The 24,552-nt window shown below is 73.2% G+C and carries 24 protein-coding genes; 6 read left to right on the top strand and 18 right to left on the bottom strand.

The window, feature by feature from the left end:
- Nucleotides 1-157 precede the first annotated feature (157 nt).
- The 7 genes from ACGFQ9_RS32835 to ACGFQ9_RS32805 all read right to left on the bottom strand — a co-directional run bounded on the left by ACGFQ9_RS32835 (nt 158) and on the right by ACGFQ9_RS32805 (nt 6,824).
- Nucleotides 158-898 (bottom strand): DUF3159 domain-containing protein, encoded by a 741-nt coding sequence (locus ACGFQ9_RS32835; RefSeq protein WP_393578953.1) that lies wholly within the window; start codon nt 896-898, stop codon nt 158-160.
- Between the two features lie 3 nt (nt 899-901).
- A complete protein-coding gene (locus ACGFQ9_RS32830; RefSeq protein ID WP_393578951.1) occupies nt 902-1,321 on the bottom strand; it encodes an OB-fold nucleic acid binding domain-containing protein in 420 nt (139 codons plus the stop codon).
- A 56-nt stretch (nt 1,322-1,377) separates the two neighbouring features.
- On the bottom strand, nt 1,378-2,064 hold the full coding sequence (locus tag ACGFQ9_RS32825; RefSeq protein ID WP_393578950.1) for a response regulator: 687 nt from the start codon (nt 2,062-2,064) through the stop codon (nt 1,378-1,380).
- Entirely contained in the window at nt 2,061-4,790 is a 2,730-nt protein-coding gene (locus ACGFQ9_RS32820) for an ATP-binding protein (RefSeq protein WP_393578964.1), read from the bottom strand. Before ACGFQ9_RS32820 ends, ACGFQ9_RS32825 begins: the two co-directional genes overlap by 4 nt.
- Before the next feature lie 117 nt (nt 4,791-4,907).
- On the bottom strand, nt 4,908-5,702 hold the full coding sequence (locus tag ACGFQ9_RS32815; protein WP_393578948.1) for a DUF3710 domain-containing protein: 795 nt from the start codon (nt 5,700-5,702) through the stop codon (nt 4,908-4,910).
- Nucleotide 5,703: 1 nt separating this feature from the next.
- The gene (gene dut / locus ACGFQ9_RS32810; protein ID WP_393578946.1) at nt 5,704-6,240 is read right to left on the bottom strand and encodes a dUTP diphosphatase; all 537 of its coding nucleotides are present in this window, start codon (nt 6,238-6,240) and stop codon (nt 5,704-5,706) included.
- Entirely contained in the window at nt 6,240-6,824 is a 585-nt protein-coding gene (locus ACGFQ9_RS32805; protein WP_393578945.1) for a PaaI family thioesterase, read from the bottom strand. Before ACGFQ9_RS32805 ends, dut begins: the two co-directional genes overlap by 1 nt.
- A gap of 58 nt (nt 6,825-6,882) precedes the next feature.
- Here ACGFQ9_RS32805 and ACGFQ9_RS32800 point away from each other — a divergent pair, with 58 nt between their 5' ends.
- Nucleotides 6,883-7,407, top strand: a complete 525-nt coding sequence (locus ACGFQ9_RS32800) for a DUF3093 domain-containing protein (RefSeq protein ID WP_393578944.1) — start codon at nt 6,883-6,885, stop codon at nt 7,405-7,407.
- A gap of 136 nt (nt 7,408-7,543) precedes the next feature.
- Here the strand turns inward: ACGFQ9_RS32800 and ACGFQ9_RS32795 are convergent, their stop codons facing one another.
- The 4 genes from ACGFQ9_RS32795 to ACGFQ9_RS32780 all read right to left on the bottom strand — a co-directional run bounded on the left by ACGFQ9_RS32795 (nt 7,544) and on the right by ACGFQ9_RS32780 (nt 11,047).
- Complete coding sequence (locus tag ACGFQ9_RS32795; RefSeq protein ID WP_393578943.1) at nt 7,544-8,452, bottom strand: hypothetical protein; 909 nt, start codon at nt 8,450-8,452, stop codon at nt 7,544-7,546.
- Between the two features lie 11 nt (nt 8,453-8,463).
- Nucleotides 8,464-8,760 (bottom strand): DUF4193 domain-containing protein, encoded by a 297-nt coding sequence (locus ACGFQ9_RS32790; RefSeq protein WP_365101946.1) that lies wholly within the window; start codon nt 8,758-8,760, stop codon nt 8,464-8,466.
- A 383-nt stretch (nt 8,761-9,143) separates the two neighbouring features.
- The gene (locus ACGFQ9_RS32785; RefSeq protein WP_393578942.1) at nt 9,144-10,388 is read right to left on the bottom strand and encodes a sensor histidine kinase; all 1,245 of its coding nucleotides are present in this window, start codon (nt 10,386-10,388) and stop codon (nt 9,144-9,146) included.
- Nucleotides 10,389-10,393: 5 nt separating this feature from the next.
- Nucleotides 10,394-11,047, bottom strand: coding sequence for a response regulator transcription factor (locus tag ACGFQ9_RS32780; protein ID WP_393578941.1), 654 nt, complete (start codon nt 11,045-11,047; stop codon nt 10,394-10,396).
- 335 nt (nt 11,048-11,382) lie between these two features.
- Here ACGFQ9_RS32780 and ACGFQ9_RS32775 point away from each other — a divergent pair, with 335 nt between their 5' ends.
- Nucleotides 11,383-11,550 carry a hypothetical protein gene (locus tag ACGFQ9_RS32775; RefSeq protein ID WP_393578939.1) on the top strand — a complete coding sequence of 56 codons (168 nt, stop codon included), beginning with the start codon at nt 11,383-11,385 and terminating at the stop codon, nt 11,548-11,550.
- 118 nt (nt 11,551-11,668) lie between these two features.
- Here ACGFQ9_RS32775 and ACGFQ9_RS32770 read toward each other — a convergent pair whose 3' ends face one another.
- Entirely contained in the window at nt 11,669-12,502 is an 834-nt protein-coding gene (locus tag ACGFQ9_RS32770) for an inositol monophosphatase family protein (RefSeq protein ID WP_393578937.1), read from the bottom strand.
- An 11-nt stretch (nt 12,503-12,513) separates the two neighbouring features.
- Entirely contained in the window at nt 12,514-13,668 is a 1,155-nt protein-coding gene (locus ACGFQ9_RS32765; protein WP_393578935.1) for a ferrochelatase, read from the bottom strand.
- A gap of 195 nt (nt 13,669-13,863) precedes the next feature.
- Here ACGFQ9_RS32765 and ACGFQ9_RS32760 point away from each other — a divergent pair, with 195 nt between their 5' ends.
- From ACGFQ9_RS32760 to sepH, 3 genes are all read left to right on the top strand, one after another.
- A complete protein-coding gene (locus ACGFQ9_RS32760) occupies nt 13,864-15,111 on the top strand; it encodes an MFS transporter (RefSeq protein ID WP_393578934.1) in 1,248 nt (415 codons plus the stop codon).
- Complete coding sequence (locus ACGFQ9_RS32755) at nt 15,068-16,390, top strand: D-arabinono-1,4-lactone oxidase (protein ID WP_393578932.1); 1,323 nt, start codon at nt 15,068-15,070, stop codon at nt 16,388-16,390. Before ACGFQ9_RS32760 ends, ACGFQ9_RS32755 begins: the two co-directional genes overlap by 44 nt.
- A gap of 598 nt (nt 16,391-16,988) precedes the next feature.
- On the top strand, nt 16,989-18,020 hold the full coding sequence (gene sepH / locus ACGFQ9_RS32750; RefSeq protein WP_393578930.1) for a septation protein SepH: 1,032 nt from the start codon (nt 16,989-16,991) through the stop codon (nt 18,018-18,020).
- A 65-nt stretch (nt 18,021-18,085) separates the two neighbouring features.
- Here the strand turns inward: sepH and ACGFQ9_RS32745 are convergent, their stop codons facing one another.
- The gene (locus ACGFQ9_RS32745) at nt 18,086-18,922 is read right to left on the bottom strand and encodes a sulfurtransferase (RefSeq protein WP_393578929.1); all 837 of its coding nucleotides are present in this window, start codon (nt 18,920-18,922) and stop codon (nt 18,086-18,088) included.
- A 191-nt stretch (nt 18,923-19,113) separates the two neighbouring features.
- Here ACGFQ9_RS32745 and ACGFQ9_RS32740 point away from each other — a divergent pair, with 191 nt between their 5' ends.
- Complete coding sequence (locus tag ACGFQ9_RS32740) at nt 19,114-19,890, top strand: VOC family protein (protein ID WP_393578928.1); 777 nt, start codon at nt 19,114-19,116, stop codon at nt 19,888-19,890.
- A 21-nt stretch (nt 19,891-19,911) separates the two neighbouring features.
- On the opposite strand, the gene ACGFQ9_RS32735 is transcribed toward ACGFQ9_RS32740, so the two are convergent.
- From ACGFQ9_RS32735 to ACGFQ9_RS32720, 4 genes are all read right to left on the bottom strand, one after another.
- Nucleotides 19,912-20,193, bottom strand: a complete 282-nt coding sequence (locus ACGFQ9_RS32735; RefSeq protein ID WP_393578927.1) for a cation transporter — start codon at nt 20,191-20,193, stop codon at nt 19,912-19,914.
- Nucleotides 20,190-21,311 carry a sulfite exporter TauE/SafE family protein gene (locus ACGFQ9_RS32730; RefSeq protein WP_393578926.1) on the bottom strand — a complete coding sequence of 374 codons (1,122 nt, stop codon included), beginning with the start codon at nt 21,309-21,311 and terminating at the stop codon, nt 20,190-20,192. The genes ACGFQ9_RS32735 and ACGFQ9_RS32730 overlap by 4 nt, the downstream gene beginning before the upstream one ends.
- 83 nt (nt 21,312-21,394) lie before the next feature.
- The gene (locus ACGFQ9_RS32725) at nt 21,395-21,877 is read right to left on the bottom strand and encodes a hypothetical protein (protein ID WP_393578924.1); all 483 of its coding nucleotides are present in this window, start codon (nt 21,875-21,877) and stop codon (nt 21,395-21,397) included.
- 102 nt (nt 21,878-21,979) lie between these two features.
- The gene (locus ACGFQ9_RS32720; RefSeq protein WP_393578922.1) at nt 21,980-24,550 is read right to left on the bottom strand and encodes an MDR family MFS transporter; all 2,571 of its coding nucleotides are present in this window, start codon (nt 24,548-24,550) and stop codon (nt 21,980-21,982) included.
- Nucleotides 24,551-24,552: the final 2 nt, after the last annotated feature.

The following is a 24,552-nucleotide window of genomic DNA, read 5'->3' as shown; positions in this document are numbered from 1 at the left end:
GGTGTGGTGGTGGGGGGGGCGCCCCCCCGGCGGGGGGGGTGGGGGGGGCCCCCCCCCCCCGGGCGGGGGGGGCCCCCCCCCCCCCCCCCCCCCGGGGGGGGGGGGGGGGGGGGGGGGCCCCCCCGCCCCTCTTCTGTGTACGTCGGATGCGCGCGGGTCAGCGTTCGTGTCGCTCGGCGCCGGCGGCGGCCGCCTTCCGCGCCCGCTCCGCCTCCTCCTCCGCCTCCATCTCGGCGAAGACGTCGATCGGCGGCGGGGCCTTCGCCAGGAAGACCCAGGTGAAGTACACCGCCAGCACCATCGGCGGCAGCTTCAGCGCCACCAGCAGCCATCCCAGCTGGGTCGCGTCGCCCCACCAGTACAGCGGGAAGAGGATGGCGTACTTGGCGAGGAAGATGATGCCCCAGGCCAGGCTCGCCTTGGTGTACGCCTTCTTGCGGCCCGGGTTCCGGGTGCGCCAGGAGAGGTTCTCCTTGAACACCGGGCCCAGGACCACCCCGAGCAGCGGGAAGCCGACCAGCGCGGAGAGGGTGAAGGCCACGCCGAGGCCGGCGCCGTAGATCATGCCCGGCAGGTAGAAGCCCTTGGCGGTGCCCGTGAAGAGGGCGAAGGCGACGCCCACGGCGACGCCGAAGACCCCGCTGAAGGCGTGCTTGACGGTGTCCCGCCGCAGCAGCCGCACGATCACCAGCAGGACCGCGACGGCGCCCGCCGCGATGGCGGACATCTTCACGTCCTTGTTGACCGTGTAGATCATCACGAAGAGCAGCCCCGGGAGCATGGTCTCGAGGGTGCCGCGGATGCCGCCGAAAGCATCGAAGAGGGCCGCCTGCGTCACCGCCTTCTGATCGGCGGAGGCCGCGGCCTGCCCGGGGGTCGGCTTGTCCACTGACGTCACCGGCTAGTGCTCCTGTCCCAGCGGTCGGAGTTCGTACTTCGGGTTGAAGAGGACCCGGCGGCCGTGGCTCATCGAGATCCGCCCGGACGCGATCATGCGCCGGCCGGGCTCGATTCCCACGATCGAGCGACGTCCCAGCCACACCACGTCCAGTGCGGCCGAGCCGTCGAACAGCTCGGCCTCCAGCGCGGGCACGCCCGCGCGCGGCCGCAGGGTGACGGTACGCAGGGTTCCGGTCACCTTGACTATCTGGCGGTCGTGGCAGTCGCAGATCCGCGTGCACCCCGCGGCCTCTGCGTCCTCCTGCAGTTCCGCCGAATGCAGCTCCTCCTGGGTGGAGGACAGCCGTTCGATCATCCGGCGGAACCGGCCCGCCGGCTTCGCCGGTTTCGCGGGCCTGTCGGGACGCGGTTCAGCACTCATACAGGAAGCGTACCGGCGGCCCCGGAGGTCCCGAAGCCCCCTTCCTTGTCAACCCCCTACCGCTCGAAGCGGTAACCCATGCCCGGTTCGGTGATGAAGTGCACGGGGTGCGAGGGGTCCGCCTCCAGCTTCCGCCGCAGCTGGGCCATGTAGACCCGCAGGTAGTTCGACTCGGTCCCGTACGACGGGCCCCACACTTCCTGGAGCAGCTGCTTCTGGCTGACCAGCTTGCCGCCATGGCGGACCAGCACCTCCAGCAGGTGCCATTCCGTGGGGGTCAGCCGTACGTCGCGTCCGTCGCGGACCGCCTTCTTCGCGGCCAGGTCCACGGTGAAGCCGGCGGTCTCCACGAGCACCTCCTCCCCGCCGGCCGCGCCCACCGGCTCGGCCCGGCGGACGGCCGCGCGCAGCCGCGCCAGCAGCTCGTCCATGCCGAAGGGCTTCGTCACGTAGTCGTCGGCGCCCGCGTCGAGCGCCTCGACCTTCTCGTCGGAGCTGTGGCGGGCGGAGAGCACCAGGATCGGAACCCGGGTCCAGCCGCGCAGGCCCTTGATCACCTCGACCCCGTCCATGTCCGGGAGGCCCAGGTCGAGGACGACCACGTCGGGGTGACGGGCGGCGGCCAGCTCCAGCGCGGTGGCGCCGTCGGGGGCCGCGTCGACCTCGTACTTGCGCGCCTTGAGGTTGATCACGAGGGCGCGGACGATCTGCGGCTCGTCCTCGACCACGAGCACCCGGGTCATTGAGGTCCTGCTTTCTCTTGTTCGCGCGACGGTGCGCGCACCTGCCGGTCTGCTTGTTCTTGGTCTGCTTGTTCGCCGGTCTGTCCGCGTGCCTGTGCGCGTGTCCGTCCGGGTGCCTGTCCGTGTGCCTGTGCGTGTGCCTGTGCGTGTGCCTGTGCGCGTGCCCGCGGGCCGTCGGGTACGGCCGCCGCCGGCCCGGGCGCCCCGGCACGCAGGGTCAGCACCATGGTCAGTCCCCCGCCGGGAGTGTCCTCGGCGGTCAGCGTGCCCCCGACGGCCTCGGTGAAGCCCCGGGCCACGGCGAGCCCCAGGCCCACTCCGGCGCCGCGCGGGGCGTCACCGTGCCGCTGGAAGGGTTCAAAAATGCTCTCCTTGGCCTCGTCGGGCACTCCGGGGCCGCGGTCGACCACCCGGAGCTCCACCCGGTCCCCGAGGGCGCTGGCGGCCACCGTGACGGTCTGCCCGGCGGGGCTGTACTTGACGGCGTTCTCCACCACGTTGGCGACCGCCCGCTCCAGCAGCCCGGGATCGACCTCCACCAGGGGCAGGTTCTCCGGCAGGTCCAGCGTCACGCTGTCCGCCGGTACGCCGCCCAGGGCCATGGGGACCACCTCGTCGAGGCCGACCGGGCGCACCAGCGGGGTGACGGTGCCCGTCCGCAGCCTCGACATGTCGAGCAGGTTGCCCACCACGTGGTCCAGCCGGTCGGCACCCTCCTCGATGCCGGCCAGCAGTTCGGCGCGGTCCTCCTCGGACCACTCCACGTCGTCCGAGCGCAGCGAACTGACCGAGGCCTTGATTCCGGCCAGCGGGGTCCGCAGGTCGTGGCTGACGGCGGCGAGCAGAGCGGTGCGGATCTTGTTGCCCTCCGCCAGCCGACGGGCCCGGTCCGCCTCGTCGACCAGCCGCTGCCGTTCGAGTACGACGGCCGCCTGGGCGGCGAAGGCACTCAGCACGCGCCGGTCCTCCGCGGGCAGGACGCGCCCCGACAGGGCGAGCGCCAGGTGCTCGCCGACCGGCATGTCGACGTCGGCGTCCTCGGGACGGGACGCCGGGTGCGGGCCCACGCTGCCGGCCGGGACCCAGGGGCCCACGTCGCCGTCCCGCTCCAGCAGGGCCACCGATTCCATCGCGAAGGTCTCCCGGACCCGTTCCAGCAGGGCGTCCAGGGTGCTCGCTCCCCCCGGCTCGGCCGGGTTGACCCCCACCCGCAGCACGCTCCCGGCGAGGAAGGAGAGGATCTCCGACTCGGCGCGCAGCCGCGCGGCCTGCTGGGTGCGGCGGGCGGCCAGGTCGACCACGGAGGCCACCGAGGAGGCCACCCAGAAGAACACCACGATGGCGACGATGTTGTCCGGGTCGGAGATGGTCAGCCGGTGCAGCGGCGGGGCGAAGAAGTAGTTGAGCAGCAGGGACCCGAAGGCGGCGGAGGCCAGCGCCGGCAGCAGGCCGCCCAGCAGGGCCGCGGCCACCGTGAGCGCCAGGAACAGCAGCATCTCGTTGGCCAGCCCGGGGTCGGCGTCCATGTGCGTCAGCAGGAGCGCCAGCAGCGCCGGCCCGGCGATGCCGACGGCCCATCCGGCGACGATCCGGGTCCGGCCGAGGCGGGCCCCGGGGCGCGCGGCGGGCAGGCCGCGCCCCCTGGCGGCCTCCTCGTGGGTGACGATGTGCACGTCGAGGTCCGGCCCGGACTCGCGGGCGACGGTGGCCCCCACGCCGGGCCCGAACAGGTACTGCCAGGGTCTGCGGCGGCTCGAACCCAGGACGATCTGGGTGGCGTTGACCCCGCGGGCGAACTCCAGCAGCGCCTCGGGCACCCGGTCCCCGATCACATGGTGAAACGTTCCGCCGAGGTCCTCGATCAGCGTGCGCTGCAGCGCGAGTTCCTTGGGCGAGGCCGAGGTCAGGCCGTCGCTCGCGGAGATGTAGACCGCCAGGACCTCCCCGCCCGCGCCCTTCTCCGCCAGGCGGGCCGCCCGCCGGATCAGCGTCCGCCCCTCCGGACCGCCGGTCAGCCCGACCACGATCCGCTCCCGCGCCTGCCAGGTCGTCCGGATGCCGTGCTCGCCGCGGTACTCGCGCAGGTACTCGTCGACCCGGTCGGCCACCCACAGCAGCGCGAGCTCCCGCAGGGCGGTCAGGTTCCCCGGCCGGAAGTAGTTCGACAGGGCCGCGTCGACCCTGTCCGGCTGGTAGACGTTCCCGTGGGCCATCCGCCGCCGCAGCGCCTGCGGGGACATGTCCACCAGCTCGATCTGGTCCGCCCGGCGCACCACCTCGTCCGGCACCGTCTCCCGCTGCCGCACCCCCGTGATCGACTCGACCACGTCACCCAGCGACTCCAGGTGCTGGATGTTCACCGTGGACACCACGTCGATCCCGGCCCGGAGCAGTTCCTCGACGTCCTGCCAGCGCTTGGCGTTCCGCGATCCCGGCACGTTGGTGTGGGCCAGCTCGTCCACCAGGGCCACGGCCGGCCGGCGTGCCAGCACCGCGTCCACGTCCATCTCCGTGAACACCGCCCCCCGGTACTCCAGCCGCCGCCGCGGGACCTCCTCCAGCCCGTGGAGCATCACCTCGGTCCGCGGCCTGTCGTGGTGCTCCACGAAGCCCACCACACAGTCCGCGCCCCGCTCCAGCCGCCGGTGTGCCTCGGACAGCATCGCGTACGTCTTGCCGACCCCGGGCGCAGCACCGAGGTAGATCCGCAGCTGTCCGCGCCCCATCTGTCCCATGCGTCCCATTGTCACGTACGGCAACATCACGTACGGCGACGGGCCGCACTCCCCCGGGCAGGGGTGTACGGCCCGTCGGACACCTGCGGGCAGGCTGCGGAGGGGTGGTCAGCGGACCTCGGTGATCTCCGGGCCGCGCTCCAGCTGGCCCATGCCGCCGGAGAAGCGGGAGCCCTCCTGGTCCTCCGTCTGCACGCCGTCCGGCACCATCTGGGCGTCGGTCGGCAGCTTCAGGACGATCGGGTCGCGCGGGGCCATCGGGCCCTCGCCGCGGACCACCACGGTGTCACGGAAGATGGTCTCCAGCAGACCCGCCGACTCGGGCTGCACGGCGCCCTGGCCGGAGATCACACCGCGCAGGAACCAGCGCGGTCCGTCCACGCCCACGAAGCGCACGAGCTGCGCGCCCCGGGTGCCGTCCGGCAGCGGGACCGGGACCTGCGCGCGCAGCTCCCAGCCCAGCGGGCCCTCGACCTCGTCGATGAGTCCGCCCTGCTGGGTGATGCCCGACGCGATCTCCTCGCGGACCTCTCCCCAGATGCCTTCCTTCTTGGGGGCGGCGAAGGCCTGGAGCTGGATGGCGCTGTCGCGCAGCACCACGGTCGCGGCGACGATCGCGTCACCGGCGACCTCCACCCGGAGCTCCATGCCCTCGACACCGGGTACGAAGACGCCGCCGAGGTCGACCCGGCCCTCGGCCGGGTCGCCGGGCACCTCGGAGACGTCCCACGGGCCGTCCGGCCGCGGGGCCGGAGGCAGGTTCACGCGACGCGGCGCACCGGTCTCGGCAGCCTCGTCGGCCTCATCGGAGTAAAGGTCTTCCTCCGCCCCGACGCCGCCCGCGACCTGCTCGGCCGCGCCACCGTCCTTGACGGAGCTGTTCTTCTTGCGACGTCCGAACACGTCACTGTCCTTCCCGGTCGGATACGACCGAAGCGTAGCCATTCCCACCCTGCTGACCAGCGCCGTTTCCGGCCACAGCCGCATGACCGCCGGTGGAGCCGAAACCCCCCTCGGCCCGTGCCGAGCCGGGAAGTTCCGCCACCTCGTGGAAGCGCACCTTCTCGACCCGCTGGACAACCAGCTGGGCAATGCGGTCGAAGCGCTCGAACCGGACGCTCTCGCGCGGGTCGAGATTGACCACGATCACCTTGATCTCCCCACGGTACCCGGCATCCACCGTCCCCGGGGCATTCACCAGCGCGAGCCCGCAGCGGGCCGCGAGTCCGGACCGCGGGTGCACGAAGGCGGCGTAGCCGTCGGGCAGGGCGATGGACACCCCGGTGGGGAGTACGGTGCGCTCCCCGGGGGCGAGCTCGGCGGCCCGGGTGGTCACCAGGTCGCAGCCGGCGTCGCCGGGGTGGCCGTACGCCGGAATGGGCACCTCCGGGTCGACCCTCTTGATGAGTACGTCGACGGGGGCGTGGAAGAACTGGGCCATCAGGGATTCACCTCGAAGGCGCGGGCGCGCCTGACCTGGTCCGGGTCGGCCATCGCCTTCCGGATCTCCTCGGGCCGGCCGTTCTCGATGAAGTGGTCGACCTTGACTTCTATGAAGAGGGCTTCGGCGCGCACCGCGACCGGGCCCTCGGGGCCGCCTATCCGGCCAACGGCCGTGGAGTAGATCTTCCGCCCGGCGACGGCGGTGACCTCGGCCGACAGGTGGAGCACGGTGTCCACGGGGACCGGGAGCAGGAAGTCGGTCTCCAGCCGGCCGGTGACCGCGATGACCCGCAGCAGCCAGTTCAGCGAGCCGAGGGTCTCGTCGAGCGCGGTGGCCAGCACCCCGCCGTGGGCGAGACCGGGAGCGCCCTGATGGGCGGGCTTGACGGTGAACTCGGCGGTGACGCTCACGCCGTCCCCGGCCCGGGCCTCCAGGTGCAGGCCGTGCGGCTGCCCGGCACCGCAGCCGAAGCAGTGCTCGTAGTGCGCGCCGAGGAGCTCCCCGGGAGCCGGGGCGTCCGGGTGCCGGACCGGCGCCGTGGCATCGGCCGGGGGCGTCAGGCTTGGGTTTCGTCCACTCACAGGCGGAGACCTTACCCGCGCGGCTACCCGCCGGTCGCCCCGTGCCAAGCTTGGGGACATGCAGCACGTCCCCCCTTCCCCCGCAGGCCCGCCCGCCGGCCCTCCCGCAGGTCCCGCCGCGGGCCCGTCCGCGCACCACGACGAGCGTCTGACCGCTCCCCGCACCTGGTGGGGGATCTCGGTCCTGCTGGGGCTGTCCTGCGCCCTGATGCTGCTGCCGCTGGGGACCCTGCCGCTGCTGGCCGGGCTGGTCGGCGGCACGGCCCTGGCGGGCCTGGCGGCGAGCGCGTACGGCAGCGCTCGCGTTCGAGTGGTGAACGGGGTGCTGGCCGCGGGGGACGCGCGCATCCCGGTCTCGGCACTGGGCGAGCCGGAGGTGCTGGACGCGGAGCAGGCGCGCGCGTGGCGCACGTACAAGGCGGACCCCCGGGCCTTCATGCTGATGCGGAGCTACGTGCCCACGGCGGTCCGGGTCGAGGTCTCCGACCCGCAGGACCCGACGCCGTACGTCTACCTCTCCACACGGGAGCCGGCGGCCCTCGCGGCGGCGATCACCGCGGCCCGGACGGCTGCCGCCCGCTAGGGGGCGTCTTGTCGATCAGGCCGGATCAGCTCGCGGCGTGATCGGCGAGGCACCCCCCAGGGCCCGGCCGACCCTGATCTGCCGGACAGGCCTGAGGCCGGACAGGCCCGGGGCCGGGCGGCCCGGCTGTGTGGGCTCAGGCCGGTGGGCCGGCGTTCGGGCCCTGCAGGGCCTTGGGGTCCTCCGGGCCGGGGCCGAGCGGGCGCTCGGGCTGTTCCAGTGGCGGGAGCGCGGGCAGCGCGTCCCAGGGGACGGCCCGCTTCCGGAGGTCGCCGCGGACCTTCTCGGCGAGTTTCCTGGTGTCGCGGCGGTTCATCACCGCGCCCACGGCCGCACCCACCATGAACGGCATCAGGTTCGGCAGGTTGCGGAACATCCGCTTCATGATCTGCTGGCGCAGCTCGCGCTTCATCTGACCGCCGAGCGCTGCGTTGAGCGTGGTCGGCTTGGTCAGGTCGATGCCGCGCTCTTCCGTCCACGAGGTCAGGTACGCCATGCTGCGTTCCCTGAGGCCGCCCGGCGGGCGCTGCCCGTAGACCTCGTGGAGCTCGGCGATCAGCTTCAGCTCGATCGCCGCCACTCCGGTGATCTCGGCGGCCAGCTCGGCGGGCATGGCCGGCGGTGCGGGGAGCATCGCGGCCGCGCCGATTCCGGCGCCCACGGCCGAGGACCCGTGGGCCGCGCCGGCGATCAGCTTGTCGGCCAGCTGATCGGGGCCGAGGCCCGGGAACTGGGCACGCAGTTTCGCCAGGTCGCGCACCGGAACGCGCGGGGCGATCTCGATGATCCGGTCGGCGATGTAGCCCACCACCGCCTTGGCGGTCACGCCGCCCTTGCGCATGCCGCTGCGGACCGCCTTCAGACGGCCTCCGGCGGCCTTGCCGGGGTCCTCTCCGGGCAGCACGGGCGCCGGCAGTCCGGCCGGCCCGGTGGACACGTCAGGGACGCCGGGGCCCGTCTCCGGGCCCGTGGCTTCCACATACGTCTCCACCGCGTCACCCTGCCTGCGGAAAAAGCGCCTGCGGGACGGCGTCGCGCCTGTCACGGCCGGCAGCCTCAGTCGCAGTCGCGGCAGATGGGCTGGCCGTTCTTCTCGCGCGCCAGCTGGCTGCGGTGGTGCACCAGGAAGCAGCTCATGCAGGTGAACTCGTCGGCCTGCTTGGGCAGCACCCGGACGGCCAGCTCCTCGTTGGAGAGGTCCGCGCCCGGCAGCTCCAGGCCCTCGACGCCGTCGAAGTCGTCGTTGTCGATGACCGTGCCCGACTTGTCGTTGCGCCGGGCCTTGAGTTCTTCGAGGCTGTCGCTGTCGACGTCGTCGTCGGTCTTGCGTGGGGTGTCGTAGTCCGTTGCCATTTTTCGCTCTCCCCCTCTGGGTGTTAGCGGTGTCTCAGCGCACGTAACGCGCGAGAGGCCGGACTTGTGCCCGACCTGAGGCGGAGATTTTGCCTCACATCAAGGTCTGTTACTCAATCGACACCCGGCCGCCCGCCTGAAGGGGCGATGGGCCGATATGTCGAGGCGGACCGTACACGGTTCGGAAACCGGCTGCACGGACGCCACCCCGAGTATTTTCCGCCGTTCGAGGTGCCGGAAACCCGGACTTTCCCGGGCGTTCCGGCGCCCGGCGCATCACGGAACGTGCCGGGGCAGGCACGACGCACTGTGATCGATCACACAGGAGTCCGGGCTGCCGCCCGCTCCGGATTTCAGCCCGGAGCGAACAGCGGGGTCCTGCGTCAGATCGGCAGGGTGACACGCATCACCAGGCCACCGCCCTCCCGGGGCTCTGCGTGGATCCGGCCGCCGTGTGCGCGCGCCACGGAGCGCGCGATGGACAGCCCGAGGCCGACACCCTTGTCACTGCCCGTTCGCTCCGTACGGAGCCGTCTGAAGGGCTCGAAGAGGTTGTCGACCTCGTACGCGGGAACCACCGGGCCGGTGTTCGAGACCACGAGCACCGCCTGGCCGTGCGCGGCCTCGGTGATGACCTCCACCCAGCCGCCCTCCGGCACGTTGTACCGGACCGCGTTCTGCACCAGGTTGAGCGCGATCCGCTCCAGCAGCACGCCGTTGCCCTGGACCACGGCAGGGGCGCGCTCGCCGCGGATCTCCACGCCCAGCGCGTCGGCCTCGCCGCGCGCCTGGTCGATGGCGCGCGAGGCGACCTCGGCCAGGTCCACCGGCTTGCGCTCGACGATCTGGTTCTCGCTGCGGGCCAGCAGCAGCAGGCCCTCCACCAGCTGTTCGCTGCGTTCGTTGGTGGCCAGCAGGGTCTTGCCGAGCTGCTGGAGCTCCACCGGGGCCCCCGGATCCGAGAGGTGCACCTCCAGCAGGGTCCGGTTGATCGCGAGCGGGGTCCGCAGCTCGTGCGAGGCGTTCGCCACGAAGCGCTGCTGGGCGGTGAACGCCCGCTCCAGCCGGTCCAGCATCTCGTCGAAGGTGTCGGCCAGCTCCTTGAGCTCGTCGTCCGGGCCGTCCAGCTCGATCCGCCGGGTCAGGTCGGAGCCGACCACCCGGCGGGCGGTCCGGGTGATCTTGCCCAGCGGCGAGAGCACCCGGCCGGCCATCGCGTAGCCGAAGGCGAAGGCGATGATCGACAGGCCGAGCAGGGCCATCAGCGACCGGCTCAGCAGGTCGTCCAGGGCGTGCTTGCGCTGGACGTCCATGCAGGCGGCGACCGCGTCGTTGAGCTCCCGTGCGGTCCGCACCAGGTCGACGGCCGGGCAGGTGCTGCTGGTGACCTTGACGTCCTGCCCGCCGATGATCTTGAACGGGACGGGGCTGCCGACCCGCATCGTCTGCGCGGCCAGCAGGTAGATGATCGACAGCAGCAGGATGCCGGCGATCAGGAACATGCCGCCGTAGAGCAGCGTGAGCCGTATCCGGATCGTCGGCCTGAGCCAAGGGAAGGGACCCTCGGGCGGGCCGGGGTCCCAGGTCGGTTTCGGCGGTGCCGCGGGTGGTGCCGGGGTCGTGGCCACGCGCGTCAGATCCGGTATCCGGAGCCGGGCACGGTCACGATGACCGGGGGCTCGCCGAGCTTGCGGCGCAGCGTCATCACGGTCACCCGGACCACGTTGGTGAAGGGATCGGTGTTCTCGTCCCACGCCTTCTCCAGCAGCTGCTCGGCGGAGACCACGGTGCCCTCGCTGCGCATGAGCACCTCCAGCACGGCGAACTCCTTCGGCGCCAGCTGGACCTCGCGGCCCTCCCGGAACACCTCACGGCGGTTCGGGTCCAGCTTGATGCCGGCCCGTTCCAGGACGGGCGGAAGGGCGACGGTGGTGCGCCGGCCCAGCGCGCGCACGCGGGCGGTCAGCTCGCTGAACGCGAACGGCTTGGGCAGGTAGTCGTCCGCCCCGAGCTCCAGGCCCTCGACCCGGTCGCTGACGTCGCCGGAGGCGGTCAGCATCAGCACCCGGGTGGGCATGCCCAGCTCGACGATCCTGCGGCAGACGTCGTCTCCGTGCACGAGCGGGAGGTCCCGGTCGAGCACGACCACGTCGTAGTCGTTGACGCCGACGCGCTCCAGGGCGGCCGCGCCGTCGTACACGACGTCGACGGCCATGGCCTCCCGGCGCAGTCCGGTGGCCACCGCATCGGCGAGCAGCTGCTCGTCCTCGACGACGAGTACGCGCACGTCGATTTCCTTCCTCATGTGCCCGGGGCGGGCAGGGTCGATTCCGCCATACATCCTGCCCGTTTCGGCCGTAAACCGGCTGTAAGGCGGAGTACGGCGGCGGTACGGCCCCTCCACGCCGGGCGGTGGCCGGGGCGGTGGACGTCAGGGGGACGTCAGGCGTACGCGATGCGGAGGTGGTGCGAAGGTACGGCGCAGGTGAGGCGGAGGTGAGGATTCCCTCGCTTCACGAGGTTTCTGGGTCCAGGGTGCTGGGGAGGACGACTGCACACCCCGATCACCCGATCACCTACCTCCCGGACACCTCCGTGCCACGAAGAGGGGGCGCAACCACCATGGACGCATTCACCGCAGGGCTCCTGCAGCGGATCCACACCACCCAGTCCGACCTGGACCGGGCCCGCCAATCGGGCGACGACTTCCTGGCGGAGCTCGAACAGGGCGAACTGGACGACCTCCACCGCCTCGCGGCGGAACACGGCGTGCACGTGAACGCCGCCTGACGGCGCTTCGCCTTCGTGGCGGGGCCGGCCCACCCTCGGGGGCGGACCGGCCCCGTCGCCGTTTCCACGCGCCCTGCGGCCGTACGCGGGGTTCCTGAGGGCGTTCCCGGCCCCGTGGTCAGTCGTGCCAGGCGCCGGCTTCGTCGAGCAGCGGCTGCAGCGAGGCGAACACCGCGGGGGTCGCCGCGATCGCCAGCTCGCCGGAGGCCCGCTCGCCCGGCCTGCCGCCGGTCGAGGCGCCCGCCTCGCGGGCGATCAGCTCGCCCGCGGCCAGGTCCCACGGGTTCAGTCCGCGCTCGTAGTAGCCGTCCACCCGGCCGCAGGCCACGTCGCACAGGTCGACCGCCGCGGATCCGCCCCGCCGGATGTCCCGCACCAGCGGGATCACCCGGGCCGCGACCTCCGCCTGGTGCGCCCGCCGCTCCTGCAGGTAGCCGAAACCGGTCGCGACCAGCGCCTGGTCCAGCGGCGCCGCCGGGCGGCAGGACAGCCGTACGCCGTCCAGCCAGGCCCCGCCGCCGAGCACCGCCTGGTACGTCTCCCCGCGCATCGGGGCGTACACCACGCCCACGACGGTCTCGCCGCGGTACTCGGCCGCGATGGACACCGCCCAGCTCGGCAGGCCGTAGAGGTAGTTCACCGTGCCGTCCAGCGGGTCCACGACCCACCGCACGCCGCTGGTGCCCTCGCTGTCCGAGCCCTCCTCGCCGAGCAGCCCGTCCTGGGGCCGGCGCTCGGCCAGGAAGCCGGTGATCAGCTTCTCCGCGGCGATGTCCATCTCGGTGACCACGTCGACGGCGCTGGTCTTGGTGGCGGCAACGGACAGGTCGGCCGGGCGGCCGTCCCGCAGCAGACCGCCGGCCCGCCGGGCGGCCTCCAGGGCCAGCTCCAGCAGCTCCCGCTTCAGGTCCTCGTCCGGCATCTCCGCGTCCGGGTTCTCCGCGTTCGGCATCTCCGCGGCCCTCACGCGTACGGGCTGTCGAGGCCGGCGGCCGCGGGACGCGCCTCGCGCGCCGGGCAGCAGCCCACCGCGCAGAGGTCCTGCGACGCCCCCAGCGCGCCCACCCAGCACCGCTCCACGGGCTCCCCGCGCTCCCGCGCGGCCCGCTCCAGCACCAGGTCGCGCACGGCCGCGGCGAAGCGCGGGTCGGCGCCGACGGTCGCCGAGCGGCGGATCGGCAGGTCCAGTTCGGCGGCCTTGGCGGTGGCCTCGGTGTCGAGGTCGTACAGGACCTCCATGTGGTCGGAGACGAACCCGATCGGGACCATCACCACCGCCGGGGCGCCGGCCCCGTGCAGCTCCTCCAGGCGGTCGCAGATGTCCGGCTCCAGCCACGGGATGTGCGGGGCCCCGCTGCGGGACTGGTAGACGAGCTCCCAGGGGCGGTCCACGCCGGTGACCCTGGCGACCTCGCCCGCGATCACCTCGGCGACGTCCAGGTGCTGCTTGACGTAGGCGCCGCCGGCCCCGCCCTCGGTGTGGTCCTCGACCGGGCCGGAGGTGTCGGCCGCGGCCGTCGGGATCGAGTGGGTGGTGAAGACCAGGCGGGCGCCGTCACGGACGTCCTCGGGCAGCGACGCCAGCGAGGCGAGCACCCCGTCGGTCATCGGCTCGACGAAGCCGGGGTGGTTGAAGTAGTGCCGCAGCTTGTCCACCTGTGGCAGGTCGAAGCCCTCGGCCTCCAGCAGCGCCAGCGCGTCGGCGAGGTTCTCGCGGTACTGGCGGCAGCCCGAGTACGAGGCGTAGGCGCTGGTCGCGAGGACGGCGATGCGGCGGCGCCCGTCGGCGGCCATCTCGCGCATCACGTCGTTCAGGTACGGGGCCCAGTTCCGGTTGCCCCAGTACACCGGGAGGTCCAGGCCGTGCTCGGCGAAGTCCTTGCGCAGCGCGTCCAGCAGTTCCCGGTTCTGCGCGTTGATCGGGCTGACCCCGCCGAAGCCGAAGTAGTGCTGTCCGACCTCCTTGAGGCGCTCCCGCGGGATGCCCCGGCCGCGGGTGACGTTCTCCAGGAAGGGCACGACGTCGTCGGGTCCCTCCGGGCCGCCGAAGGACAGCAGCAGAAGGGCGTCGTAGGGGCGGGCGGGTCCGCCTCCGGGATTCGGGCGCTGGTCAGACATGTCTGGAATCCTGCCACCCGCCGCCGACCGGCGGTAACCGGCCCGCTGGAATTCCGCAGGTTAGGCGACCCTCACCATTTGGCAGGTAAGGTAACCCTTACTTCTCATGATCCCGCTGCCTGGACAGCCCGTGCGCCCTGAACCGCGCGAACGTAATCTGTTCGGATTGACCACGTCCCTTACGGAGGGCACGCCTTGCCCAGTCCCTACCGCGCGATATTCGCGGCCCCCGGCACCACGGCGTTCACCACCGCCGGATTCATCGGGCGGCTGCCGCTGTCCATGGTCGGGGTCGGCATCCTCACGATGATCTCGGAGTTCACCGGCCGGTACGGGCTGGCCAGTGCCCTCACCGCCACGCTCGCGCTCTCCGCCGCGGCGGTCGGCCCCCAGATCTCCCGGCTGGTGGACCAGCACGGACAGCGGAAGGTGCTGCGGCCGGCCGCGCTGGTCTGCTTCCTCTCCGTCGCGGTCCTGCTGGTGGCCGCTTCGCAGGGCTGGCCGGACTGGACCCTGTTCGTCTGCTGCGTGATCGCCGGCTGCGTGCCGAGCGTGGGTTCCATGACCCGCGCCCGCTGGGCGGCCATCTACCGGGACACGCCCCAGATGCACACCGCGTACTCCTTCGAGTCCGTGCTCGACGAGATCTGCTTCATCTTCGGCCCGATCATCTCGATCACCCTGTCGACCGTCTGGTTCCCCGAGGCGGGTCCGCTGATCGCCGCGGCCTTCCTGCTGGTCGGCGTGTGGTGGCTGACCGCCCAGCGCGCCACCGAGCCGGAGCCGCACCCGCGCGCCGAGCAGACCGACAAGACGTCCGCGCTGCGCTCCCCCGGCCTGCAGGTCCTCACCCTCACCTTCGTGGCCACCGGCGCCATCTTCGGCTCCATCGACACGGCGACGCTGGCGTACGCGGAGGAACTGGGCCACAAGAACCTCACCGGGATCGTCCTGGCGATCTGGGCGTTCGGCTCCATGGTGGCGGGGATCGTCTTCGGCCTGCTGAAGCTGAAGGGCCGGGCCGAACCCCGATGGGTCCTGGGCGTACTGGCCATGGCCGTGAGTATGATCCCCCTCCTACTGGCCGGGAACCTGCCGTTTCTGGCCGTGGCGCTCTTCGTCTCGGGCCTCGCCATCGCTCCCACGATGATCACCACGATGGCCCTGATCGAGAAGCACGTATCACGCGCGAAGCTGACCGAGGGCATGACCTGGATCAGCACCGGACTGGCGGTCGGGGTCGCGGCAGGGTCGTCCCTGACCGGGCAGGTCGCCGACATGTCCGGGGCGCGCGCCGGATACGTCGTCTCCATCTCGGCGGGAGCGGCCGCGGCGGCGGTGGCGTTCGCGGGTTACCGCCGGCTGACGAGGCCGGCGCAAGGGGAGGAGCCCTCTACCGATGGGGACGGCGACAGCAGCGAAGTACGGGACCGAGTGGCGTAACTGGGCGGGCAACGTCTCGGCCACACCCGCCCGTGTGGTGACCCCGGCGTCGGTCGGGGAGCTTCAGGAGGCGGTCCGCCGGGCCGCCGAGGACGGGCTGCGGATGAAGGCGGTCGGCACCGGCCACTCCTTCACCGCGGCCGCGGTCACCGACGGCGTACTGATACGGCCCCAGGCCCTGGCCGGGATCCTCTCGGTCGACCGGGCCGCCGGAACGGTCACGGTGGGCGCCGGGATCGCGCTCAAGGACCTCAACCGGGCCCTGGCCCGGGAGGGCCTGTCGCTGACCAACATGGGCGACATCATGGAGCAGACGGTCTCCGGCGCGACCGGCACCGGCACCCACGGCACCGGCCGGGACTCCGCCTCCATCGCGGCCCAGATCCGCGGTCTGGAACTGGTCACCGCGGACGGGAGCCTGATCAGCTGCTCCGAGAAGGAGAATCCCGAGGTCTTCGCGGCGGCCCGGATCGGGCTCGGCGCGCTGGGCGTGGTCACCTCCATCACCTTCGCGGTCGAGCCCCTCTTCTTCCTGACCGCCCGCGAGGAGCCGATGCGCTTCGACCGGGTCACCGCCGAGTTCGAGCAGCACCACGCGGAGAACGAGCACTTCGAGTTCTACTGGTTCCCGCACACCGGCAACTGCAACACCAAGCGCAACAACCGCAGCGCCGGCCCGGCCGCCCCGCCCGGCGCGGTCAGCGCCTGGGTCGAGGACGAGCTGCTCTCCAACGGGCTCTTCCAGGCCGTCAACTCACTGGGGCGGGCCGTCCCCTCGGCCATTCCCTCCATCGCCCGGATCGCCAGCCGGGCCCTCTCCCCCCGCACCTACACGGACATCCCGTACAAGGTGTTCACCAGCCCGCGCCGGGTGCGCTTCGTGGAGATGGAGTACGCCCTCCCGCGCGAGCGGGTCGTCGAGGCGCTGCGCGAGCTGAAGGACCTGGTGGACCGGTCGGACCTGCGCATCAGCTTCCCGGTGGAGGTGCGCACCGCCCCGGCGGACGACATCGCGTTGTCCACCGCGTCGGGGCGGGACACCGCGTACATCGCCGTCCACATGTACCGGGGCACGCCCTACCAGGCGTACTTCACCGCGGCCGAGCGCATCTTCACCGCCCACGGCGGCCGGCCGCACTGGGGCAAGGTGCACACCCGGGACGCGGAGTACCTCGCGGAGGCATACCCCCGGTTCGGCGAGTTCACCGCGCTGCGGGACCGGCTGGACCCGGAGCGCCGGTTCGCCAACGACTACCTGAGGCGGGTGCTCGGGGACTGACCCGGGGTCAGGACCGCCTCCCGCGCGGTCCGGGGAGCTCCCCCGGGCCGCAGGGGTCACGACGCCGGACGGGCGGCGGACGGGCAGTCGGCGGAGAGCGTCCCGGCAGTGAACGGGCAGCCACTGACAGATGGGCGAAACAGATAGTTCCACTTCTGTGGATTCTGTGAATCAGGACACCCCGAATCGGCCCTGTCCGCAGGCATATCGACCCAGCCGGGCGCACAACGACCCAGCCCCCGCACAAGTTCGGCGGCGCGGCGGTCCACCCAGGTGGCCCGAATGGAGTACTGTGGCGAACCCTGGGACCGTCCATCCTCACGGATGTCCGGACCCGGGAGAGGGGGCCGACGATGGAGAAACGGCGCTCGAAACCGGCGATGACGCACTATCGCACGGGTTCCTGCTGCGCAGAGTGACCACTCGGTCACTGTGAGTGGCCAACAGGTAACCGTGCCATAACGGCGATCAAGGGCGCATGCCCGACACGCCGGTTTAACTCGGCAAGGTTGTGGCAGGCTGCACCCGGGCAGGCCACACTCGACTAGCGGAAGCAGCGACGCACGTGACGTCGGCAGGCACCACCCGGGAGGTCCCCATGCCCGAACTGCGTGTCGTGGCCGTCTCCAATGACGGCACACGACTGGTTCTCAAGGCTGCGGACAGCACGGAGTACACGCTTCCGATCGACGAACGGCTGCGGGCGGCGGTCCGGAACGACCGCGCCCGGCTGAACCAGATCGAGATCGAGGTGGAGAGCCACCTCCGCCCGCGGGACATCCAGGCCCGGATACGTGCCGGTGCCTCCGCGGAGGAGGTCGCCCAGCTCGCCGGCATCCCGGTGGACCGCGTCCGCCGCTTCGAGGGACCGGTCCTGGCCGAGCGCGCCTTCATGGCCGAGCGTGCCCGGAAGACCCCCGTACGGCGCCCCGGCGAGAGCACCGGACCGCAGCTCGGCGAGGCCGTGCAGGAACGGCTGTTGCTGCGCGGGGTCGAGAAGGACACCGTGCAGTGGGACTCCTGGCGCCGCGACGACGGCACCTGGGAGGTGCTGCTGGTCTACCGGGTCGCGGGTGAGCCGCATTCGGCGAGCTGGACGTACGACCCGCCGCGCCGGCTGGTCGTGGCCGTGGACGACGAGGCCCGCAGGCTGATCGGCGAGTCGGACGACCTGCCGTCCGCGCCGGAGCCGACCTTCCCGTTCGTGCCGCGGATCGCGCGGCTGCCGCGGGACCGGCCGCTCGACCGTGCCCTGGACCGCCAGCTGCCGGCGATCGCGCCCGCGCCGCCGCCGGAGCCGGAGGAGGAACGGGACTCGCTGACCTCCCTGCTGGAGGCGGTGCCCAGCTTCCGGGGCGACCTGGTCGTCCCGGAGCGGCCCGCGGCATCGGCGGAACCGGCCCCGGACGCGGAGGAGAGCGAGGAGGCCGCAGCCGCTCCGCCCGCGGCATCGGCGGGGTCCGCGTACGCGGACGTCCTCATGCCGCGCACGGTGGCGGGGCACCGCGAACGGCTGACCGGCACCACGGACCGGCAGGCCGAGGCGGACGGCGTCCGCCCGGGCCGCCGTGCGGCGGTCCCGAGCTGGGACGAGATCGTCTTCGGCACCCGCCGCAAGAAGCAGGAGTAGCCGCCCGCCGGCGCGCACCACCGCGCCGGCCGGTGCGGACACGGCCCGCGCCGGCCGGGACGCGCCTACTGCGGGTCCGGGCCCACGGCAACCGGGCGGGAGTCGTCCGAGGACCACTCCGACCAGCTGCCGGAGTACAGCGCGGCCGGAATCCCCGCGACCTCCAGCGCCAGCACCTGGTGCGCGCCCGAGACGCCCGACCCGCAGTACACGCCCACCTCGGTGGACCCCGCCGCGCCCAGCGCCCCGAACCGCTCCCGCAGCTCCGCCGCGGGCAGGAAGCGCCCGTCCGGTCCCACGTTCTCCGTCGTCGGGGCCGACACCGCCCCCGGGATGTGCCCGCCGACCCGGTCGATCGGCTCGACCTCGCCCCGGTACCGCTCCCCCGCCCGCGCGTCGAGCAGCAGCCCCGAACGGGCCAGCGCCGCGGCACCGTCCGCGTCCAGCAGCCCCACCGCGCCCGGCTGTGGCTTGAAATCGCCCTCCGCCGGAGCCGGCACCTCTGCCGACAGCGCGCCGCCCGCCGAGGTCCACGCGGGCAGTCCCCCGTCGAGCACCCGCACGTTCGGGTGACCCGTCCAGCGCAGCATCCACCACGCCCGGGCGGCCGCCCAGCCCAGCCCGCCGTCGTACACGACCACGGGCGTGTCCGACCCGACACCCGCCCGCCGCATCACCGCTCCGAACGCCTCCGCGTCCGGCAGCGGGTGCCGCCCGCCCGCCCCGGGCGGACCGGCCAGCTCCCGGTCCAGGTCGACGTACACGGCCCCCGGCACGTGCCCGGCCTCGTACTCCGGCCGCAGGTTCGGGCCGCCCAGCTGCCAGCGGACGTCCAGGAGCACCGGCGGCCGGGAGCCCGCCAGCTCGGCCGTCAGTTCGGTTGCAGAGAGGATCGCAGTCATGTCTCCATCCTCCACCCCCGCCCGCACCGCGTGTAACAAGGACGACATCGACGGGGCGCAGTGATTCGGTCATCTCCTCGCCGCCACCGCGAAACGCGGCCCGGTCGGGGCGCGGGACGGCCCTCGGAGTGGAAGCATCAGCCCCACAACCGACGCGGCGGCGACGGCGGCACGACGGAGGAGACAGGGCGATGACCGAGCAGGCGGAGACACGGCGCGCCCCCGGCACACCGTGCTGGGTGAGCCTGATGGTGCACGGTCTCGGCACGACGGAGGATTTCTACGGCGCCCTGTTCGGCTGGGAGTTCGCGCCCGGCCCCGAGCCCTTCGGCCCCTACGTGCGGGCGCTGATCGACGGCAAGGAGGTGGCCGGCATCGGGCAGCTGCCGCCGGACCACAACCTGCCCATGGCCTGGACGACGTACTTCGCGACCGACGACGCCGACGAGACGGCGGAGACGATCCGCGGCTGCGGCGGCACCGTGGCGGTGGGCCCGCTGGACGCGGGCTCGGCCGGCCGCGTGGCGATCTGCTCCGACCCGGTCGGCGCCGTCTTCGGCATCTGGCAGGCCGCCGCGCACATCGGCACCCGGCTGACCGGGGTGCACGGCACCCCGGCCTGGAACGAACTGGTCACCCGGGACACGTCCACGGTCGGCAAGTTCTATCAATCGGTTTTCGGCCATGAGCCGGAGGCCGTGGTCTCGGCCGACTTCGACTACCTGACGCTCCACGTGGCGGGCCGCCCGGTCGCCGCCGTGCATGGGGTGGGGCGCGCACTGCCGCACGACCGGGGCGCGCACTGGATGACGTACTTCGAGGTCGACGACACGGACGCGGCCGCGGAGCTGGCGGCCGACCTCGGCGGCCGGGTCCTGCGGCCGCCCCACGAGACCGCGAACGGCCGGCTGGCCGTGGTCGCGGACCCGGAGGGCGCGATCTTCACGATCGTCCGCAGCGAACGCTGAGCCGTCGGCCGGCGGGCCGGATCAGGGGGACGGGTCCGCCGGGCGGGCCGTGTAGCGGCCCGGCTCCCCCGCCGCCTCGACGGCCGCGACCAGAGCGGCCGTCCCGACCCGGGCGCCGGGCACGAGGTGGACCACGGTGCGGCCGGTACGCGCGTTCGTGACGGCCGAGCGGACCCCGTCGAGCTCCTCCAGCTCGTCGTCGATCAGCAGGCCGCAGCCGGTGCAGTGCATGCCCTCGACGAGGAGGACCACCTGCCCGCCGGATGCTTCGCCGGGCCGGCCCTTGCGGCGGAAGGGGTTCACGACCGCTCCTTCCCGAACTCGATGGCGCCGGTCTGCATCCCCATGGCGCAGGAGAAGCGCAGGGTGCCGGGCCCGGGGGTGCCCAGGTCCACCTCGGTGTCCCCGTCGCGTTTGACGATCTCCTGGACCCCGAGGGCGGGGATGGTGAAGGCACGGGCGCAGCCGCCGGAGTCCTTGCCGTGCAGCACCAGCGTCGTCGGCACCCCGGACCTGGCGGTGAAGCGGGTGGGCGCGTAGAAGTCGGTCACGGTGAGGGTGACGATCTGCCGCCCGTTCGCGTCGGTCCGTACGGGCGCGGCGTCGGCGGCGGAGCCGCCGGACCCTGCGGACCCACCGGCCCCCTCGGACCCGGCGGAGTCCGCGGGGGCCGGTCCGCCGCCTTCCACGCCCTCCACCGTGAACGGACCGGCAGCGGTGGCGGGGCGGTCCGGGGAGTCGAAGGTGACCCAGCCGCCCGCCTGGAGGGCGGAGGCCATCGTCCAGGCGGCCACCGCGAGCACCACCACACCGGTCAGCCCGGCCAGTTGCCCGGAGAGGGCCTGACTGCCGCGCCGGAACAGGTACCCGAGCAGGCCGAACAGCGGCGCCGTACCCACGACGAAGCCGGCCATCACGGCGGCCCCGGCCACCGGCGAGCCCGAGGTGACGGCCAGGAGCTCCATGGACAGGGTCACCCCGCAGGGCACCAGGGCCGTGGCGAAGCCGATCAGGGCGGGGGTGCCGACCGAGCGGGTACGGGCGCTGCGCCTGAGCACCCGGCCGAACGCGGCGGGCGGACGCGGCACCAGCCGCCCGGCTCCCCTGACCCCGAAGAGGTCCAGAGCGAACAGCACCATCAGCGCTCCGGCCGCGAGCAGCAGCCCCGCCTGCACGCGCGGACTCGGCTGCAGGGCACTGCCGAAGGCGCCCAGCAGGGCACCGAGGAGGGTGTGCGAGACCAGCTTCCCGGCCAGGAAGGCCCCGACCGGGGCCAGTGGGGCGCGTGCGCCCTCTTCGGGGTCGCGGAGGCGGGTCACCGCCCCGGCCAGCAGACCCCCCTGTACGGCGGCGCACGAGGCACCGCCGGCGAACAGACCGGTGCCCGCACCGGTGATCAGCAAAGCGACGGACGACGACATGCGTCGTGTCTCCTGTTCTGCGATGTCGGCGTGCTTCCGGGCACGCCGAAGGGACGTGGGACGACGAGGCGGGGCCTGTCGTCTCACGTCCGGGACACGCACAACCAGTGCAGATCGGGAGGGTCGGGTCCGGGCGGCGGCGGGGCATGGGCCCGCTCCGTCACCGGGGTGGTACCGCACCCCGCCGGGCGCGCCACGGCGGGCGGCTGTGCGTACGCGGAAGCGTCCTGGCCCAGCGTCACCTGCGGAGCGGGACAAGGCTCGACGTCGGGACAGCCGGTGTGCTGCCAGGCGGCCCTGACAGCCGCCGTCGGCGATTCCGCCACCATCGGCACCGCCACCGCCACCGCCACCACCTCCGCCGACATCGGCATCGGCATCGGCATCGGCATCGGCATCGGCATCGGGGAGGCCACGGGGGCCGTCGTGGAGGCCACCGTCGCCCCCGGCATCACCCCGTGCATCGCTCCGGCCTGCCGTGCCGCTCCCGACATGCACACGAACAGCGCGCACACCAGCAGCACCCCGGACCAGGCACGGAGCGGCAGAGGAGGGCAGCGCAGCACGCCCGCCATGCTAGGACCCGCCGGGTGCCGGCCCCTGACCGCCCCGCCGCCGTCCCCGGAACGGGGTCCTCCGGCCGTGCCGGTCCGGCACGACGCCCGAGGTCAACGGCGCCCCGGCTGCGGAGCCGTGCGCGCGGGGGCCTTGGTGTTGATCAGCAGGCCGGCGGCCAGGGCTGCCAACAGCACCGATCCGGCCGACCACCAGAGGGTGTCGATGTAGCCGGCGAGCAGGGAGGCGCCGGGCGACTGGGGGTTCCAGTCGCGCAGACGGGCTGTGAGGACACTGCTGAAGACCGCCGCGCCGAGGGTCGCCCCCGCGTACTGGGCCGCGGTGACGGCCGCGGCCCCCGCGCCGGAGCCCTGCGGGGCGATGCCCGAGGTCCCGGTGGCGAAGAGCGGTGTCAGGGCCACGCCGATGCCCAGACCGGTGAGGAGCATGCCGGGCAGGACCTCGACGGCGTAGGCGCCGCCGACGTCCATGCCGGCCAGGAGCAGCAGCCCGAGGGCCGCGGTCGCCAGCCCTGCCGCGCTCAGGAGGCGTGGCCCGAGCCTGGGCAGCAGGCGGGCGGAGATCTGGGTGGAGCCGATGGCTACGGCCGCCGCCATCGGCAGCAAGGCGGCTCCGGCCTCGGCAGGCCCGTAGTCGAGGGCGGCCGCCAGGAAGTAGGCCACGGGCGGCACCGCGCCGAAGGTGCCGGCCCCGGCCAGCAGCACGGCGAGGAAGCTGCCCAGGCGGGCCCGGACGGGCACGCCGTCGGGCCCGGGGAACGGGCTCGACGACCTGGCCCGCCAGACCAGGTGGACCGCGAGGAGCGTGGCGCCGGCCACGACCCGGGACGTGGACGCGACACTGGCCCAGTTGTCCGGCTGGGACGCGATGAAGCCGAAGGTGAGGACCACGAGTCCGGCGGTGCCGAGGACCGCACCGGCCACGTCGAAGCGGGCTCCCATACGGCCGGCCGCATCGTGCACCAGAGTGAGCGTTCCGATCAGGGCGATCATGGCGAGAGCGGCGGAGACGTACGCCGACGCCCGCCAGGACAGGGACTCCAGCAGCCATCCGCCGGTGAAGTGGCCGAGGGCCGCACCGCCGCCGACGACCGCGGCGTAGACGCCGAACGCCCTGCCGCGCTCCTTCGCGCCGGTGAAGGAGGCCGTCACCAGGGCCAGCGCGGACGCCGTCACCAGTGCGGCGAAGGCTCCCTGCCCCGCGCGGGCCCACATCAGCACCTCGTAATCGCCGGCCGTGCCGGCGACCACGGAGGCCACGCCGGATCCGGCCAGTCCGGTGATCAGCAGGGCCTTGCGCCCCGCGAGGTCCGCGAGGTGGCCGCCGAGGACGAGCAGGGCGGCGAAGCCGAGCGTGTACGCCCTGAACACCGGGTCCAGATCATCGGAGGGGATCTGGAGGTCCGCCTGGAGGACCGGCAGGGCGATGTTGAAGGTCGTCGCGTCCAGCAGCACCATCAGCTGCGCCAGGGCGACCACCGCCAGCCCCCACCAGCGCCTGGGGTGGGGTGGCAGCCGGTCCGGGACGGTGACGGGCGGCGGGCCGAAACCCTGCTCCGCGCCGGAGTGCGCCGGGGTCGTCGGGGCGTACGCCGGTGGCGGGGGTGCCACCGGCGGCGTGGGCGCCGACGACGGCCCGGACCGGGGCGCCGGCCGGGCGGGCACCCGGGGGTCCGGGCCCGCCGCGGACGCTTCCGCGCGGGCGTCGGCGGGGGCAGCGGCGGGACCGGGGTCAGGGGTCCCGGCGCGGGCTTCGGGGGCGAAGTCCAGCAACCTGGCCGCGTGCCGCCCGAGTTGCGCCAGCACCGGACCGGGCAGCCACTCCCCGTCCCCGTCCGCCGCATGGTCTTCGGCTGTACGCTCGGCCACCTGCTCCGGGGTGGGGCGCGCGGCCGGGTCCTTGGCCAGGCAGGCACGCACGAGGCCGACCAGGCTCTCGGGGACGCCGGTGAGGTCCGCCTCCTCCTCGGCCACGCGGAACAGGTGGGCGTTCAGGCCGGTGTCCCTGGCGCCGAAGAGCATGCGCCCGGTGGCGGCGTAGACGAGGACCGCGCCCAGGCAGAAGACATCGCTCGCGGGCGTGAGTTCGAGCCCCCGGACCTGCTCGGGAGACATGAAGCCGGGGGAACCGATCAGCATGCCCGTGTGCGTGTGCAGGCTGTCCGGCCCGAGGCTGTCCATCGCCCGCGCGATGCCGAAGTCGATGACACGGGGGCCGTCGACGGTGACCAGCACGTTGGACGGCTTGAGGTCACGGTGGATCAGGCCCGCCTCGTGCACGGCCTGCAGGGCCAGCGCCAGGCGGTTGGTGAGGACGCGCACCGAATGCTCGGACAGCGGCCCGAAGTCCCTGGCCACCACGGCGTGCAGGTCGGGCCCCGGGATGTACTGGGTCGCCACCCAGGGCACGGCCGCCTCCGGGTCGGCGTCGAGCACGGCCGCCGTCCAGCTCCCGCCCACCCGCCGCGCGGCGGCCACCTCACGGGCGAAACGCCTGCGGAACTCGGGGTTCTCGGCGTGTTCGGCCTGTACGACCTTCACGGCCACCGTCCGGCCGCCCTCGGAACGGCCCAGGTAGACCAGCCCCATACCGCCCGCGCCCAGCCGGGCGATCAGTCGGTACGGGCCTATGTGCGCCGGGTCTTCAGTGATCAGCTGCTCCACGG

Source organism: Streptomyces sp. NPDC048603 (assembly GCF_043199475.1).
Classification (GTDB): Bacteria; Actinomycetota; Actinomycetes; order Streptomycetales; family Streptomycetaceae; genus Streptomyces.
Note: the sequence above shows the minus strand (reverse complement) of the source record. Positions and strands in the feature narration are given on the sequence as shown.

What these genes read in the sequence shown, in the direction of transcription:
- ACGFQ9_RS32730 (WP_393578926.1), bottom strand. Translation starts at nt 21,311, where the DNA reads ATGTCGTCGTCCGTCGCTTTGCTGATCACCGGTGCGGGCACCGGTCTG.
- ACGFQ9_RS32745 (WP_393578929.1), bottom strand. Translation starts at nt 18,922, where the DNA reads ATGACTGCGATCCTCTCTGCAACCGAACTGACGGCCGAGCTGGCGGGC.
- ACGFQ9_RS32765 (WP_393578935.1), bottom strand. Translation starts at nt 13,668, where the DNA reads ATGTCTGACCAGCGCCCGAATCCCGGAGGCGGACCCGCCCGCCCCTAC.
- sepH (WP_393578930.1), top strand. Translation starts at nt 16,989, where the DNA reads ATGCCCGAACTGCGTGTCGTGGCCGTCTCCAATGACGGCACACGACTG.
- ACGFQ9_RS32755 (WP_393578932.1), top strand. Translation starts at nt 15,068, where the DNA reads ATGGGGACGGCGACAGCAGCGAAGTACGGGACCGAGTGGCGTAACTGG.
- ACGFQ9_RS32820 (WP_393578964.1), bottom strand. Translation starts at nt 4,790, where the DNA reads ATGGGGCGCGGACAGCTGCGGATCTACCTCGGTGCTGCGCCCGGGGTC.
- ACGFQ9_RS32770 (WP_393578937.1), bottom strand. Translation starts at nt 12,502, where the DNA reads ATGCCGAACGCGGAGAACCCGGACGCGGAGATGCCGGACGAGGACCTG.
- ACGFQ9_RS32740 (WP_393578928.1), top strand. Translation starts at nt 19,114, where the DNA reads ATGACCGAGCAGGCGGAGACACGGCGCGCCCCCGGCACACCGTGCTGG.
- ACGFQ9_RS32775 (WP_393578939.1), top strand. Translation starts at nt 11,383, where the DNA reads ATGGACGCATTCACCGCAGGGCTCCTGCAGCGGATCCACACCACCCAG.
- ACGFQ9_RS32790 (WP_365101946.1), bottom strand. Translation starts at nt 8,760, where the DNA reads ATGGCAACGGACTACGACACCCCACGCAAGACCGACGACGACGTCGAC.
- dut (WP_393578946.1), bottom strand. Translation starts at nt 6,240, where the DNA reads ATGGCCCAGTTCTTCCACGCCCCCGTCGACGTACTCATCAAGAGGGTC.
- ACGFQ9_RS32830 (WP_393578951.1), bottom strand. Translation starts at nt 1,321, where the DNA reads ATGAGTGCTGAACCGCGTCCCGACAGGCCCGCGAAACCGGCGAAGCCG.
- ACGFQ9_RS32825 (WP_393578950.1), bottom strand. Translation starts at nt 2,064, where the DNA reads ATGACCCGGGTGCTCGTGGTCGAGGACGAGCCGCAGATCGTCCGCGCC.
- ACGFQ9_RS32800 (WP_393578944.1), top strand. Translation starts at nt 6,883, where the DNA reads ATGCAGCACGTCCCCCCTTCCCCCGCAGGCCCGCCCGCCGGCCCTCCC.